Consider the following 12,795-nt stretch of genomic DNA (forward strand, 5'->3'; position numbering starts at 1 on the left):
CTTACACATATCGCTGGGGTAACGACACGCTGACCCGCGTGCCGTGCGTACAGGAAATCGAGAGAGTTCCGCCGAGGGCGCTAATCCGTTCACGCATCCCAGTGAGGCCAAATCCCTGTTGATTCGACCCTGGCGGCAGGCCGCTACCGTCGTCCTCAATCACCAGCATTAGCCGTTCATCCTTTTGCCAGCCCTGAAGCGTCACCGCGCTGGCGTTGGCGTGCTTAACGATATTGTTCAGCCCTTCCTGACAGACGCGAAACAGCGTCACCCGCTGGCTTTCGCTAAGTGCAGATTCATCAATTCGCCAGTCGAGATGGCTGACGATACCGCGACTTTCCAGCTCCATTTCGCGCATCAGTGAGCGGATGGCCTGCTCCAGCGTGAGATCGTCCAATTGACGTGGTCGCAGACGGCCTAACAGGCGACGCACCGAATCGTACACGCCGAGAGAAAGTTGTTCAATGTGCGCCCCGCTGCGCTTCACCCCTGCGTTTTCCGGCGCCAGGCGCTGGACAATACCCGCCTGGGTGCGAATGGCGGTGATGGTCTGGCCGATATCATCATGCAGTTCGCGCGCCACATCACGGCGCACGCTCTCTTCGGTTTCCAGCAGACGTTCCGCCAGACGATGGTTGCGCGCTAATTCATTTTGCAGCGACTGGTTAAGTTCGCGCAGACGCTGAATACCCGCACCGAGCAGCAGCCCGGTCAGGCTTTGCACCAGCAGCGAGAGCAACAGGTCAACGGGATGATCGTGCCAGGTCTGGCTGGCAATCAGCGCGATGGCGTTCATCAGCGTCGCAATCAGCGCCCCCTGCCAGCCGTAGTGCCAGGCCAGCGCAATGATCGGCAACGCGAGGCAAAACGGCGTGAAGCGCGAAAGTTCGGCGGGTAAACCGAGCTGTAGCCACAGGCTGACGCTAAACAGCAGCAGGTACCAGACCAGATGTCGCCCGCGCCAGTTCACCGGCTGCGACACCACCGCCGGGCCCAGCGGCAGCCAGGTCGTGCTGGTCAGATAGTGCCAGAACACCAGGCAGATCGGCGCCAGCGTTAATCCGCCGGTGAGCGTCAGCAGCAGCGCGTTCCACGCCTCTTCACCTTGCCCAAGCCAGGGCAGCGATTGCAGCAACGCCGCCGCCGTGAGCGCCGCGCCCTGCAACAACAGCGTGCGCCAGTCGCGCTGATGGCGGTATCGCGAAATCAACATCACCGGGAGTAACGTGAGGAAGCTGCCGATCATCAAAAGTGGTAAATGGGCCAGCGCCACTTCCTGCGCCAGCCAGAAAAGAAGCAGCCATTCCGCGCCCAGCAGCACCGGCCAGTAGCCGCGCGGACATTGCAGCATCAACCCCAGACGCAGGCCAAACGGAAACAGCAGTACCGCCAGCTCCGGGCGCTCAACCAGATGCAGGCTGATGCTCCACAAGCAAAACCACGCGGCGGAGAAGATAAAGAAGCAGGCAACAACGGTGATTAACCGGGAACAGAACGTGTTCATTGCCAGCCGTCAAACATCCGGCGGGCCAGTTCGACGTCGTTGCTGACGCCCAGCTTTTCCATCAGGTTAGCGCGATGCACGTGCACCGTTTTCGGCGACAGACCCAGTTCAGCGGCAATCTCTTTGACCGCCATACCTTGCGCCAGTTTTTCCGCCACCTGACGTTCGCGTTTGGTGAGCGGATCCTGACGACCGGCAGCCAGTTTGACGGCGATGTCCGGCGTCAGGTAACAGCCGCCGGTCGCTACGGTATGCACCGCCGCGATCAGCTCATCCGGGCTACAACGTTTAGAAAGGAAACCACGCGCGCCCGCGTTGAGCGCCTGCTCCACCAGCGCCGGGCTGTCGTGGACAGAGAGCATGATAATCGCCATTCCTTTTGGCAACTGGCTTAACAGTTCAAGACCGGAGATATCAGGCATCGAGATGTCGCAGATACACACCTGCACGCCGCGTCCCGGTAATCCCGCCAGCGCCTCACTGCCTGAGCCAAACTCAGCGACCACCTGCAAATCAGGTTCCAGCCCCAGCAGTTGGGCAAAGCCGGAGCGGACGATGAGGTGGTCGTCAATAAGGGCAACGGTAATCATGGGTTCATCCTGGCGCTAAGGCATGCCTGATGGCGCTACGCTTATCAGGCCTACGGGCGGGTGCCGTTGTAGGCCGGATAAGGCATTAATGCCGCCACCCAGCAAAAGCGCTTACCTTAACGATAAGTGCTTTGGTGTTCAAGCCTTGAGCGATCAGGCTATGCCAGTTGTGACTGTAAATGTTCGGGTGTGCTGCGGTTCTATTTCAATCAAGGTGCCATTGCGTTGTGCTGCCAGGAATCCTTCAGGTCGACAGGTTGCAGGCAAGGCGAATGCCGCAACCTGTTGATCGCCGTTATAGAGGATCCAACGCGTCACATAATTCAGCTCCGTGCTGGAGAAACGCGTAACGAACGTGGTGCCATCAGGCGCGATCATGCTAAATTCTGGCTTATCGGTGTACCTGTCCAGTTGGTCAGCAAAGAAGACAATTTCCGGATCGTAAAAATGGGGTTCATTGAGCCGCGCCAGAGAAGCCTCGCCCTGTACAATCCGCTGATTAAACGCCAGCCACTGCTCAGTCGGCTTAACATGCGCGGGTATTGACTCACGCAGCTTCATGGCCTCATCCGGAATATTCTGGCTGAAGGTGGCTTCCGGTACGTAGGCATAGTTCATATGGCACATGTACTGCAACGGCATTGCCACTGAGGCGAGGTTGGTAACCGCCATCTGAATATCAAACAGCGCGCTCGCTTTGTGCATTACCACCGCAGGATGCGCCTGATAATGATGACCGAACCCCATCACATACTCATAGCGTCCACCCACGCGCAAATTCTCACCCTCCAGCTCCAGCCAGGCTTCATCCATCGCGGCACAAGCCATTTCACCGTGCAAAGGATGTGAATCCTCTGGTGATGGGCAGCCATTTGCCAACAGACCTGAGTGGAAGGCAAAACAGCCGTAGGTCGCCACCACTTCCGCCGCCGGTTTCGGCTGACTGAACATGTTACGCATGGTCAGGTCATGGCCATCAAACTGAGCATCCCAGATCATCTGCCCCATCCAGGGCAGAATAACCAGATGTCCACGACTGTTTTCTACCTTCAGCCCTTCCACTCCGCTGGCGTAACGAAATGCGGTAACCGTGAAGTCGTTATTCTTCAGTAAGATTCGCGGATGCTCTGCAAAGAGTTCTCGCCACAGCGTTATACGTGTTGTCATGATCGCTCTCCTCAGGAAACGGTCGCTTCAGCCAGGTTGTTGCGCACTTTGCTTTCACGCCAGAAATAGATACCGACGTACACGAAGCACAGCATGGAAACCAGGAACGAAAGTTGCAATGAATGGAACATATCTGCCACATAGCCCTGAATCGCCGGAACCACCGCCGCGCCGACAATCGCCATGACAATGACGGCACCCGCCATTTCGGTATGCTCGTTATCCACGGTATCAAGCGTACCCGCATAGATTGTCGCCCAGCAGGGTCCAAACAGGACACTCACCAGCACTGCGACATACACAGCGCTGAAGCTTGGCGCCAGTGCAACATAGACGAGGAACAGCGCACCAATAATGGAATAGAGAATCAGCACTTTTTCCGGATTGAAGCGCGTCATCAAAATGTTGGCGATAAACTTGCCGATAAAGAAGCAGGCGAAGCTATAGACCATGAAGGTTGAGGCGTCGCGCTCGTTGATATCACCTAATTCCAGTGCCAGACGGATGGTGAATGACCACACCGCGACCTGCATCCCCACATAAAGAAATTGCGCCACAATTCCACGACGGAAACGGGCATTGCTGGCCAGATAACGCAGTGTATCCATCGCTGACGGGCGTTTATGACTCGTGGTTTGCGCGACTTTACAGGTCGGGAAGCGAGTCAGCAGGAATAACACCATCACCACAACCAGTACCATAATCATGTACTTGTATGGCTCAAGGGTATTTTCCAGCATCAACACTTTAAAGTTATGGATCTGCTCAGCGTTCATCCCGGCCATCTGTTTTTCCAGGCTTTCACCTTCAGAGAAGACCAGATATTTACCTAGCAGAATGCCAGCAGCCGCACCAATAGGATAAAAAGTCTGACTGATGTTCAGGCGTAAAGTGGCATACGCTTTTGGTCCGATCATTGAACTGTAGGTGTTGGCTGCTGTTTCCAGGAAGCTCAGACCAATCGCAATCGCGAAAATCGCCGCAAGGAACATGGTGTAGGTGGCCATGTGCGATGCTGGGAAAAAGAGCGTACACCCAACGATATAAAGGGTCAGCCCCATTAAGATGGCGACTTTATAACTGGTCTTTTTAATCACCAGAGATGCCGGAATCGCAATTAAAAAATAACCGCCATAAAAGGCACTCTGAACTAATGCCGAGGCAAAGTTGCTGAGTGAAAATACGCTTTTGAATTGCGTAATCAGAATATCATTTAATGCGGCTGCGCATCCCCATAACGGGAATAAACAGGATAACAAAATAAACTGGAACAGAGGGGTCTTATTCAAATAGCCGTCAGGCATCTGAATGATGTTTTTATCGTTCATAGTGCTACCTTTTACAGTGCAGGAGTATTATTCGTTTAAGGTAAGAAACTCATTAAATTGTTCGATGCTTGGATAAGATGATTGAGTGCCTTTCCCGGTAACGCTGAAAGCAGCGAAGAGAGCGGCTTTTTTCATGGCGGCTTCCACATCACCGCTTTGAACGTAATAGTGAGCAAAACAACCGATGAAAGCGTCGCCTGCACCACTGGTATCGACAGCGTTCACTTTAAACGCTGGAACATGGACTTCCTGGTCACGCGTCATCCACAGCGCACCTTTCTCACCCATGGTGACGATAATATTGTTCAGACCTTTATCAACCAGAGAACGTGCTGCTGCGCGAATATGGTCATAAGTATCCACTGGCATACCGGTTAATATTTCCAACTCGGTTTCATTCGGCACAAAAAAATCACATTTACAGGCATAAGACATATCTAATTCCCGTAATGCAGGGGCGGGATTTAGTAACACTTCAATACCGTGTTTTTTGCCAAATTCAATCGCGTGATAAACAGTTTCCAGCTGCACCTCCAGTTGCAGGACAATAAGCTGACATTTTTTCAGATCTTCCGCCGCACGATCGATATCTTCCGGGGAGAGAAATTTGTTCGCTCCTTTAATAATCAGAATACTGTTGCTGGAATTCGCATTAACAAAGATCGGTGCGACACCGCTGCTGGTGCAGGGTACCTTTTCGACATAGGTAGTATTAATTCCCCAGGATTCGAGATTGCGAATAGTGTTATCCGCAAAAATATCATCACCGACTTTTGTCAGCATCAGCACTTTGGAATTGAGCTTAGCGGCCGCAACGGCCTGATTTGCGCCTTTGCCCCCGCAGCCAATTTTGAACGCCGGTGCTTCCAGCGTTTCCCCTTCTTTGGGCATCTGGTTGATGTAGGTGATGAGATCCACCATGTTGGAGCCAATAACCGCGATATCCATTTTACTACCTCTCAGAAACAATCACACAACAATGATATTAAAATAACATTATCATGTTACTTTCGTATCATTTGTGACTAGGATCGCGATTGGAAGATCATTTTATTGTTTATTTATTGCACTAAACGTTACACCCACATCACAATACAAATGATGAAGTTGCTTACAATTGACTGAAAATTAACTGGATATAATCAATAAAACGTGAAAAAACACGCTTTTATTTCCGGATAGTCAGACGTATAGTAATGCGGCAATGTCATGTTCTCAGAAACACAAAAATGTTACTGAAGGAACATGGGAACATGATTCGTGGAGAAGCACATGGAAACTAAGCAAAAAGAACGTATTCGACGTCTGATGGAATTGTTGAAGAAGACCGACCGAATCCATCTGAAAGAGGCGGCACGAATGCTGGAAGTTTCCGTGATGACTATTCGTCGGGATCTCAGTCAGGATGACGAACCGTTACCACTCACGCTGCTCGGTGGTTACATTGTGATGGTGAACAAACCTGCTGCCATCGTTAACGCGCCACTCCCCGCGCAAAAACAGTATCACCGCGACGATTTACCGGTTGCCATTCTGGCTGCGGGACTGGTGAGTGAAAATGATCTGGTCTTTTTTGATAATGGTGCGGAAATGCCGTTGGTGGTCAGCATGATCCCGGACGATATTTCCTTTACCGGGATTTGCTACTCGCACCGGGTGTTCGTAGCGCTAAATGAAAAGCCCAACGCCACAGCGATTCTTTGCGGGGGGACCTACCGGGCGAAAAGTGACGCCTTTTACGACACCAGCAATCCCTCCCCGCTGGATGCACTCAACCCACGGAAAGTCTTTATCTCCGCCAGCGGAGTCCATGAGCATTTCGGCGTTAGCTGGTTCAATCCGGACGATCTGGCCACAAAACGCAAAGCGATGGAACGCGGATTACGCAAAATTCTGCTGACGCGCCACGCCCTGTTCGATGAGGTCGCCCCCGCCAGCATTGGTCCACTCTCCACCTTTGACGTACTGATAAGCGACCGTCCGTTACCGGCAGATTACGCAACCCACTGCCGGAACGGCTCTGTCAAAGTGATCACCCCGGATTCAGACGGCGATTAACTCACTCAAAGAACACGGTAATTTTGTTAAACATCGACGGATCGGACTGGTTGCGGGCCACTTTCACCACATCTTCCAGCTTGTCGATCTGGCTTATCATCTGCTCAAGACGTTGATCGTCGTTGACCAGTAGCCAGATGCGGCTCTTATCGCTGTCCTGAATCGGTAGACAGAGAATGCCTTCCACGTTGAACGCGCGGCGGGCGAACAGCCCGCAAACGTGAGTCATTACGCCCGGATGGTTGCGTACGGTGAGTTCCAGGATTACGTTGTCATGAGTCTGCTGTTGCATGGCTTATTCCCCCACCATTTCTGTGTTTGCCGCGCCCGGCGGCACCATCGGGTACACTTTCTGTTCGGCATCGATGCGCACGTGAATCAGCGCAGGCCCAGGGCGATTAATAATCTCCTGCAACGCTGCCTGTGGGTCCGCTTCGTTATTCAGATCGCAGGTTTCGAGACCAAACCCGGCGGCTATCTGCATAAAGTTAATCATCCCCGGATAGGTCGCGGCAAAAACACCCTGCTTATAGAACAGACTCTGCTGCTGATATACAAGACCCAACGCTTCGTTATTCATCAGGATGATTTTAATATCCAGCTGATTTTCGCTGGCTGTCGCCATTTCCTGAATATTCATCATCAGGCTGCCGTCGCCGGAGAAGCACAGCACTTTTTTGTCGGGATTGGCCAGCGCTGCACCAATTGCCGCTGGCAGGCCAAAGCCCATAGTTCCCAGACCGCCGGAGGTCAGCCACTGACGCGGACGGTTCAGCGGATAAGCCTGTGCCGCCCACATCTGATGCTGGCCTACGTCGGTGGTGATAATAGCGCTATCGTCTACGCAGGCAGCCACAGCGTTGATCAATCCATAGTGGCTGAGCGGGTCGCTTTCCTGCGGAATAGTGCAAGGGAATTCACGTTGTAAATCGGCCACCGTCTGATGCCACGACTCTCGCGGCTGCGCGTCAATTAATGGGATCAATTGCGCCAGAACCTCATCGACATCCGCCTGAATCGCCACGTGCGGTTGTTTGATTTTACCCAGCTCCGCGCGGTCGATATCCACGTGAATGATTTTGGCGTTCGGGCAGAACTGCTCCGTTTTACCAATCGCCCGGTCATCAAAACGTGCGCCCAGAACAATCAATAAATCCGCTTCTTGCAGAATAAAGTTAGTGCTACGCGCGCCGTGCATGCCCAGCATGCCTAACGACAGCGGATGCGCTTTCGGCAACATACCGAGCGCCATTAAGGTCATAGTGGTGGGCAGCATCGCTTTTTCCGCCAGTTCACGCACTCGCTCAGGTGCGTTAATCACGCCGCCGCCGAGGTACAGCACCGGACGCTGTGCGGCGTTAATCATGGCTGCGGCATCGCGAATGCTGTCCTGGCTGAACGCTGGTGCCGCCATTTTCTGCGCAGGCTCCGGCATCTCTTCAATATCAAAAACAGCGGTTTGAATATCCTTAGGAATGTCTATCCACACCGGGCCTGGACGTCCGGACTGCGCAATGCGGAACGCATCGCTCATGACCTGCGGTAATTCACTGATATGGCGGACCAGATAGTTGTGCTTAGTGATGGGGATAGAGATGCCGTAGGTGTCGACTTCCTGGAAGGCGTCGGTGCCGATCATTGAAGCCGGAACCTGCCCGGTGATACACACCAGTGGGATGGAATCCAGACGCGCATCGGCAATGGCGGTCACCAGATTGGTTGCGCCCGGTCCGCTGCAGGCCATACAAACGGCGGGTTTGCCATCGGTTCTCGCCATTCCCTGCGCGATAAACCCTGCTCCTTGCTCGTGGCGCGCCAGGATATGACGGATTTGCGTGCTTTGACTTAAGGCGTCATAGACGGGAAGAATCGATCCGCCGGGAATACCGGTAACAACCTGAATTCCCTGGCGTTCCAGGAAATGAACGATGAATTCTGCGCCCGTAAAACGCGTACGCTTGGATGTTATGCCCGAACTTGCCATGCTCCAGTCCTTTTATTCTGGGCCTTTGCTCCGGGCAGGTCTCTGAAACGAAAAACCCCGCCCGGTTTGCGCCGGCGGGGTTTTGGAATCGTGTGTTGATTCGGACCCTACGGCGCATTGCCGACGACCACCACCACACGCACGACGACCGCTGCGCGAGATGGCGCAGTTTTTAGTAGGGTCGCAGTCAGCATGGAAGGGTTCATTAGGGACCTGTCTGTTTGTTGATTAACTGGATTTATACAAACACAGGTTTTTCAGCGTGACAATGGAAAAATTTTCATCTGCATAAAAATGCGTCAATGATCACATTTCGTTGTGCATTGCTGAAAAACAAAAAACCCCGCCGGAGCGAGGTTTTTTTCAGTGCTGTGCGGTTGGTAGCCGCCGAACACACTGTGTTATGTCAACGAAAAAAGTATACGCGTTCTGCGAAGAACACGCAATTTCGGCACGAATTTTGATGGTTTCGAGTATGGAACATGAATAGCGTAACGTCCATAAAATACTGTTAATTTATACAGTATTTATCTATAATGTCTCGGTACGCAATGTGTTATGCGGGGGCCGCATCGTAAACCGGCGCATCAAAGTCCTGGCTGAAACGGGTGGTGCCGTCAGCGCCTTAACCCCCGTGTGAGCACACTGTGTTATGTCAACAAAGGTGCTGGCAACAGGCAGCGGCGAGGTACGTCAGCACCGTGCTCCTTGTACCAAAAGGAGAGCGTATGAGCCTCGTGGATATCGCTATTCTTATCCTCAAACTCATTGTTGCAGCACTGCAACTACTTGATGCCGTTCTGAAATACGTTAAGTAATTCGGATTCAAGTCGCACCTAAGGGGGGCGGGTAACACTCCGCTCCCCTTTCACCTTCTCCCTGGTGCTTGTGTCGCGCCAATATGTTACGTTTTTATGACATTCTCAGGGAAGAATTCCACCATGACGCTTTCTGTTTTCTGCATTTTGCTGTTCGCCGCGCTGCTGCATGCCAGCTGGAATGCCATTGTTAAAGCTGGAAACGATAAACTGTACTCAGCGATCGGTGTCAGCGGTTCTGCCGCAATTATGGCATTGATTTTCTTACCCTTTGCGCCGCAACCTTCCGCCGCCAGCCTGCCGTTTTTAGCTGTCTCAACTGCGTTGCAAATTGTATATACCGTCCTGGTCGCCAAAACCTATCAGGTTTCGGATATGAGCCAGACCTATCCGTTAATGCGCGGCACAGCGCCGCTGCTGGTCGCAATTATCAGCGTCCTGTTTCTTGGCGATAGCCTCTCTGTGCTAGCCTGGGTGGGGATTGCCACGATCTGTCTGGCGATCCTCGGCATGGCGTTTAACGGACGCAGCAGCTCGCAACGCGGGATCGTGCTGGCGCTCATTAACGCCTGCTTTATCGCCGGATATACGCTGGTTGATGGCACCGGCGTACGTTTATCAGAAACCGCGCTGGGTTATACGCTGTGGACCTTCTTTCTGAACGGCTCCTGCCTGCTGGGCTGGGCGATGATTGCCCGACGCCGGGAAGCGTCGCGCTATCTGGTACAGCAGTGGAAGAAAGGTATTCTTGGCGGGATTGGCACAATGGGTTCTTACGGTCTGGCGCTGTGGGCCATGACTCAGGCTCCGTTGGCGGTAGTCGCTGCGCTGCGTGAAACTTCCATCCTGTTTGGCGCGCTGCTCGCGTGGCTGCTACTGAAAGAGAAGGTTGCCGGAATACGTCTTGTTGCGGCTGGAGGCATTGCCATAGGCGCAGTTTTGCTACGCTTATCATGACCTCTGTAAACCCGATGCAATCCGGCAACATTTGTTGCCGCTTTTTGTTTACATTTCCTGCCGTTCATCGTTTAAACATTCCAGCCCACTATCTGGCCTTCTTTTTCTGTTGTGGTAGATTCCACGCGCATTTACGGGAAAGTGCAGCACCTTATTCTTATTTTTTCACTTTTTGAAAAGTAATCAGCGAAATGAAAAGGCATAGAAGCGTCAATTTGTTGTTGATGTTGGTATTACTGGTGGCGGTAGGTCAGATGGCGCAAACCATTTATATCCCCGCGATTGCTGATATGGCGCGTGAACTGAACGTTCGCGAAGGGGCGGTGCAAAGCGTGATGGCCGCCTATCTGTTGACCTACGGCCTGTCACAACTGATTTACGGCCCACTTTCCGATCGCGTTGGCCGCCGCCCGGTGATCCTCGCCGGGATGTCCATTTTTATGCTGGCTACGCTGGTCGCCATAACCACCCACAGCCTGACGGTATTGATTATCGCCAGCGCAATACAGGGGATGGGAACGGGCGTCGGCGGTGTGATGGCGCGAACGTTACCGCGCGACCTGTACGAAGGCACGCAGTTACGCCACGCTAATAGCCTGTTAAACATGGGGATTCTGGTCAGCCCACTGCTGGCACCGCTGATTGGCGGTATGCTGGATACCCTGTGGAACTGGCGTGCCTGTTACATCTTCCTGCTGGTGCTGTGCGCAGGCGTCACGTTTAGCATGGCGCGCTGGATGCCGGAAACGCGCCCCGCAGGTGCGCCGCGTCCACGGCTTATCGCCAGCTACAAAACGCTGTTTGGCAACAGCTCTTTCACCTGTTACGTGCTGATGCTGATCGGCGGCCTGGCGGGCGTTGCGGTCTTCGAAGCCTGTTCCGGGGTGTTGTTAGGCGCGCGTCTCGGCTTAAGCAGCATGGTGGTCAGTATCCTGTTTATTCTGCCCATTCCGGCGGCGTTTTTTGGTGCCTGGTTCGCCGGTCGCCAGAATAAGCGTTTCTCGACGCTAATGTGGCAGTCGGTTATCTGCTGTCTGGTCGCCGGTTTGATGATGTGGATCCCTGGTCTGTTCGACGTGATGAACGTCTGGACGCTGCTGGTTCCCGCCGCACTGTTTTTCTTCGGCGCCGGGATGCTGTTTCCGCTGGCAACCAGTGGCGCAATGGAACCTTTCCCGTTCCTGGCCGGTACTGCTGGTGCGCTGGTTGGTGGATTACAGAACATTGGTTCCGGCGTGCTGGCGTGGTTCTCTGCCATGCTGCCGCAGACCGGGCAAGCCAGTCTGGGCCTGCTGATGACCCTTATGGGGCTGTTGATTTTTGTTTGCTGGCTTCCGCTGGCGTCACGCGTGTCGCATCAGGGACAGGCGGTTTAAGCGTATGATGGCCCGGCTTCTCGCCGGGCTTTTCACACTCAGGGGCAATCATGGTATTCAACAACGGCTCCAGCGCCGGTCTCCATGCCCCTTCCTCACCATCATAGAACTGCGTATCCGCATTGATAGCATAGGGAATTTTCGCTTTCTTCAGCTCGCAAGCCATAAAGCGGGCAAACGCCATTTGCGAGGCAGAAGGCGCATTCCTGATGGTTTCTCCCGGCGACCAGCCTCCTACCCAACTAACATGACCGGTTTTCTGCTGCCAGTGAATGGCAGTATTGATACGGGCGCGAATGGCGGCCTTTTCTGCCGCTGTCCCTGAGGTCCACGGGTATTTACCGTTATTTTTCAGCGGCCCCCACGGGAAAATATGCCATTGGGCCAGCACGGTATTCTGACTTTGCGGCGGCAATTTTAGGTTGGGCAAATCTTCCGGAGCGGCATGCAGTTTCGGCGCGATAAATATCATTCGCTGTGGATCGATGGCATGGATGGTACGGATGGTTTTGTCATACACCCTATTGAGCGACGCCTGATTATGGTTGAGCTTATCGGCAGGTTCATAAATCAGGTCGAAACCCAGCCACGGCGAACTTTGACCAAAGTAATGCGCCACTGCCACCCACCAGTTAACCACCTCTTTTTCGTTACTGGCACTGGGGTCTTTTTTATACTCGTCAGCCTGATAGGCGATTATCGGGATCACGCCATACTGCTCGCAGGCTTCCACCAGCTTGCGCAGATGAATGAGCCGCGCCTCCGTAGGCTCACCCGCCACGCGAATGCGCACGTGGGTCAACCCTTTCGCCTTATAATCCCTCACCACCAGCGGATCGAATTCACGGATGCCCCGATCGGTACGCGCCCAATCTACGTCCATCCCAACCCCAAGCTGCTGCACATACTGCGCCGCCGTCAACGCAGGTTGCGCGGCACACACGGTGGCGCTGGCCAACAGTAAAAGGGAAACAATCGGCTTTAACACGGTCGTCCTTACGCAAATCATCAGG

The 12,795-nt window shown here is 53.5% G+C and carries 13 protein-coding genes; 4 read left to right on the top strand and 9 right to left on the bottom strand.

Annotated features, from left to right (window positions below; translation table 11 throughout):
- Position 1 precedes the first annotated feature (1 nt).
- The 5 genes from uhpB to rbsK all read right to left on the bottom strand — a co-directional run bounded on the left by uhpB (position 2) and on the right by rbsK (position 5,537).
- Complete coding sequence (gene uhpB, locus OGX96_RS03125; RefSeq protein WP_286582241.1) at positions 2-1,504, bottom strand: signal transduction histidine-protein kinase/phosphatase UhpB; 1,503 nt, start codon at positions 1,502-1,504, stop codon at positions 2-4.
- A complete protein-coding gene (uhpA, locus tag OGX96_RS03130) occupies positions 1,501-2,094 on the bottom strand; it encodes a response regulator transcription factor UhpA (RefSeq protein WP_003023923.1) in 594 nt (197 codons plus the stop codon). The genes uhpB and uhpA overlap by 4 nt, the downstream gene beginning before the upstream one ends.
- Positions 2,095-2,247: 153 nt before the next feature.
- The gene (locus OGX96_RS03135; RefSeq protein ID WP_032945437.1) at positions 2,248-3,261 is read right to left on the bottom strand and encodes an aldose 1-epimerase family protein; all 1,014 of its coding nucleotides are present in this window, start codon (positions 3,259-3,261) and stop codon (positions 2,248-2,250) included.
- 11 nt (positions 3,262-3,272) lie between these two features.
- A complete protein-coding gene (gene fucP / locus OGX96_RS03140; RefSeq protein WP_003827126.1) occupies positions 3,273-4,589 on the bottom strand; it encodes an L-fucose:H+ symporter permease in 1,317 nt (438 codons plus the stop codon).
- Between the two features lie 27 nt (positions 4,590-4,616).
- Entirely contained in the window at positions 4,617-5,537 is a 921-nt protein-coding gene (gene rbsK / locus OGX96_RS03145) for a ribokinase (RefSeq protein ID WP_003827124.1), read from the bottom strand.
- Between the two features lie 324 nt (positions 5,538-5,861).
- Here rbsK and OGX96_RS03150 point away from each other — a divergent pair, with 324 nt between their 5' ends.
- On the top strand, positions 5,862-6,647 hold the full coding sequence (locus OGX96_RS03150) for a DeoR family transcriptional regulator (RefSeq protein ID WP_003827122.1): 786 nt from the start codon (positions 5,862-5,864) through the stop codon (positions 6,645-6,647).
- A 1-nt stretch (position 6,648) separates the two neighbouring features.
- Here the strand turns inward: OGX96_RS03150 and ilvN are convergent, their stop codons facing one another.
- The 3 genes from ilvN to ivbL all read right to left on the bottom strand — a co-directional run bounded on the left by ilvN (position 6,649) and on the right by ivbL (position 8,837).
- On the bottom strand, positions 6,649-6,939 hold the full coding sequence (ilvN, locus tag OGX96_RS03155; protein ID WP_003023914.1) for an acetolactate synthase small subunit: 291 nt from the start codon (positions 6,937-6,939) through the stop codon (positions 6,649-6,651).
- A 3-nt stretch (positions 6,940-6,942) separates the two neighbouring features.
- Positions 6,943-8,631, bottom strand: coding sequence for an acetolactate synthase large subunit (gene ilvB, locus OGX96_RS03160; RefSeq protein ID WP_048215245.1), 1,689 nt, complete (start codon positions 8,629-8,631; stop codon positions 6,943-6,945).
- A 107-nt stretch (positions 8,632-8,738) separates the two neighbouring features.
- Entirely contained in the window at positions 8,739-8,837 is a 99-nt protein-coding gene (gene ivbL / locus OGX96_RS03165; RefSeq protein WP_003827118.1) for an ilvB operon leader peptide IvbL, read from the bottom strand.
- Between the two features lie 522 nt (positions 8,838-9,359).
- Here ivbL and tisB point away from each other — a divergent pair.
- The 3 genes from tisB to emrD all read left to right on the top strand — a co-directional run bounded on the left by tisB (position 9,360) and on the right by emrD (position 11,782).
- A complete protein-coding gene (gene tisB, locus OGX96_RS03170; RefSeq protein ID WP_003023909.1) occupies positions 9,360-9,449 on the top strand; it encodes a type I toxin-antitoxin system toxin TisB in 90 nt (29 codons plus the stop codon).
- Between the two features lie 123 nt (positions 9,450-9,572).
- Positions 9,573-10,406: an EamA family transporter gene (locus tag OGX96_RS03175; protein ID WP_079934375.1), complete on the top strand. Its 834-nt coding sequence runs from the start codon at positions 9,573-9,575 to the stop codon at positions 10,404-10,406.
- A 191-nt stretch (positions 10,407-10,597) separates the two neighbouring features.
- Positions 10,598-11,782 carry a multidrug efflux MFS transporter EmrD gene (emrD, locus tag OGX96_RS03180; RefSeq protein ID WP_286582243.1) on the top strand — a complete coding sequence of 395 codons (1,185 nt, stop codon included), beginning with the start codon at positions 10,598-10,600 and terminating at the stop codon, positions 11,780-11,782.
- Here the strand turns inward: emrD and OGX96_RS03185 are convergent.
- The gene (locus OGX96_RS03185) at positions 11,709-12,791 is read right to left on the bottom strand and encodes a cellulase family glycosylhydrolase (RefSeq protein ID WP_204558700.1); all 1,083 of its coding nucleotides are present in this window, start codon (positions 12,789-12,791) and stop codon (positions 11,709-11,711) included. The two genes, emrD and OGX96_RS03185, sit on opposite strands and share 74 nt — an antisense overlap.
- Between the last annotated feature and the right edge of the window lie 4 nt (positions 12,792-12,795).

Origin of the sequence: Citrobacter sp. Cpo100 (genome assembly GCF_030332595.1) — a bacterium.
Lineage (GTDB): Bacteria > Pseudomonadota > Gammaproteobacteria > Enterobacterales > Enterobacteriaceae > Citrobacter > Citrobacter portucalensis.

Excerpts from the sequence above, each read along its gene's own strand:
- uhpB (WP_286582241.1), bottom strand. The coding sequence starts at position 1,504 with ATGAACACGTTCTGTTCCCGGTTAATCACCGTTGTTGCCTGCTTCTTT.
- uhpA (WP_003023923.1), bottom strand. The coding sequence starts at position 2,094 with ATGATTACCGTTGCCCTTATTGACGACCACCTCATCGTCCGCTCCGGC.
- OGX96_RS03135 (WP_032945437.1), bottom strand. The coding sequence starts at position 3,261 with ATGACAACACGTATAACGCTGTGGCGAGAACTCTTTGCAGAGCATCCG.
- fucP (WP_003827126.1), bottom strand. The coding sequence starts at position 4,589 with ATGAACGATAAAAACATCATTCAGATGCCTGACGGCTATTTGAATAAG.
- rbsK (WP_003827124.1), bottom strand. The coding sequence starts at position 5,537 with ATGGATATCGCGGTTATTGGCTCCAACATGGTGGATCTCATCACCTAC.
- OGX96_RS03150 (WP_003827122.1), top strand. The coding sequence starts at position 5,862 with ATGGAAACTAAGCAAAAAGAACGTATTCGACGTCTGATGGAATTGTTG.
- ilvN (WP_003023914.1), bottom strand. The coding sequence starts at position 6,939 with ATGCAACAGCAGACTCATGACAACGTAATCCTGGAACTCACCGTACGC.
- ilvB (WP_048215245.1), bottom strand. The coding sequence starts at position 8,631 with ATGGCAAGTTCGGGCATAACATCCAAGCGTACGCGTTTTACGGGCGCA.
- ivbL (WP_003827118.1), bottom strand. The coding sequence starts at position 8,837 with ATGAACCCTTCCATGCTGACTGCGACCCTACTAAAAACTGCGCCATCT.
- tisB (WP_003023909.1), top strand. The coding sequence starts at position 9,360 with ATGAGCCTCGTGGATATCGCTATTCTTATCCTCAAACTCATTGTTGCA.
- OGX96_RS03175 (WP_079934375.1), top strand. The coding sequence starts at position 9,573 with ATGACGCTTTCTGTTTTCTGCATTTTGCTGTTCGCCGCGCTGCTGCAT.
- emrD (WP_286582243.1), top strand. The coding sequence starts at position 10,598 with ATGAAAAGGCATAGAAGCGTCAATTTGTTGTTGATGTTGGTATTACTG.
- OGX96_RS03185 (WP_204558700.1), bottom strand. The coding sequence starts at position 12,791 with ATGATTTGCGTAAGGACGACCGTGTTAAAGCCGATTGTTTCCCTTTTA.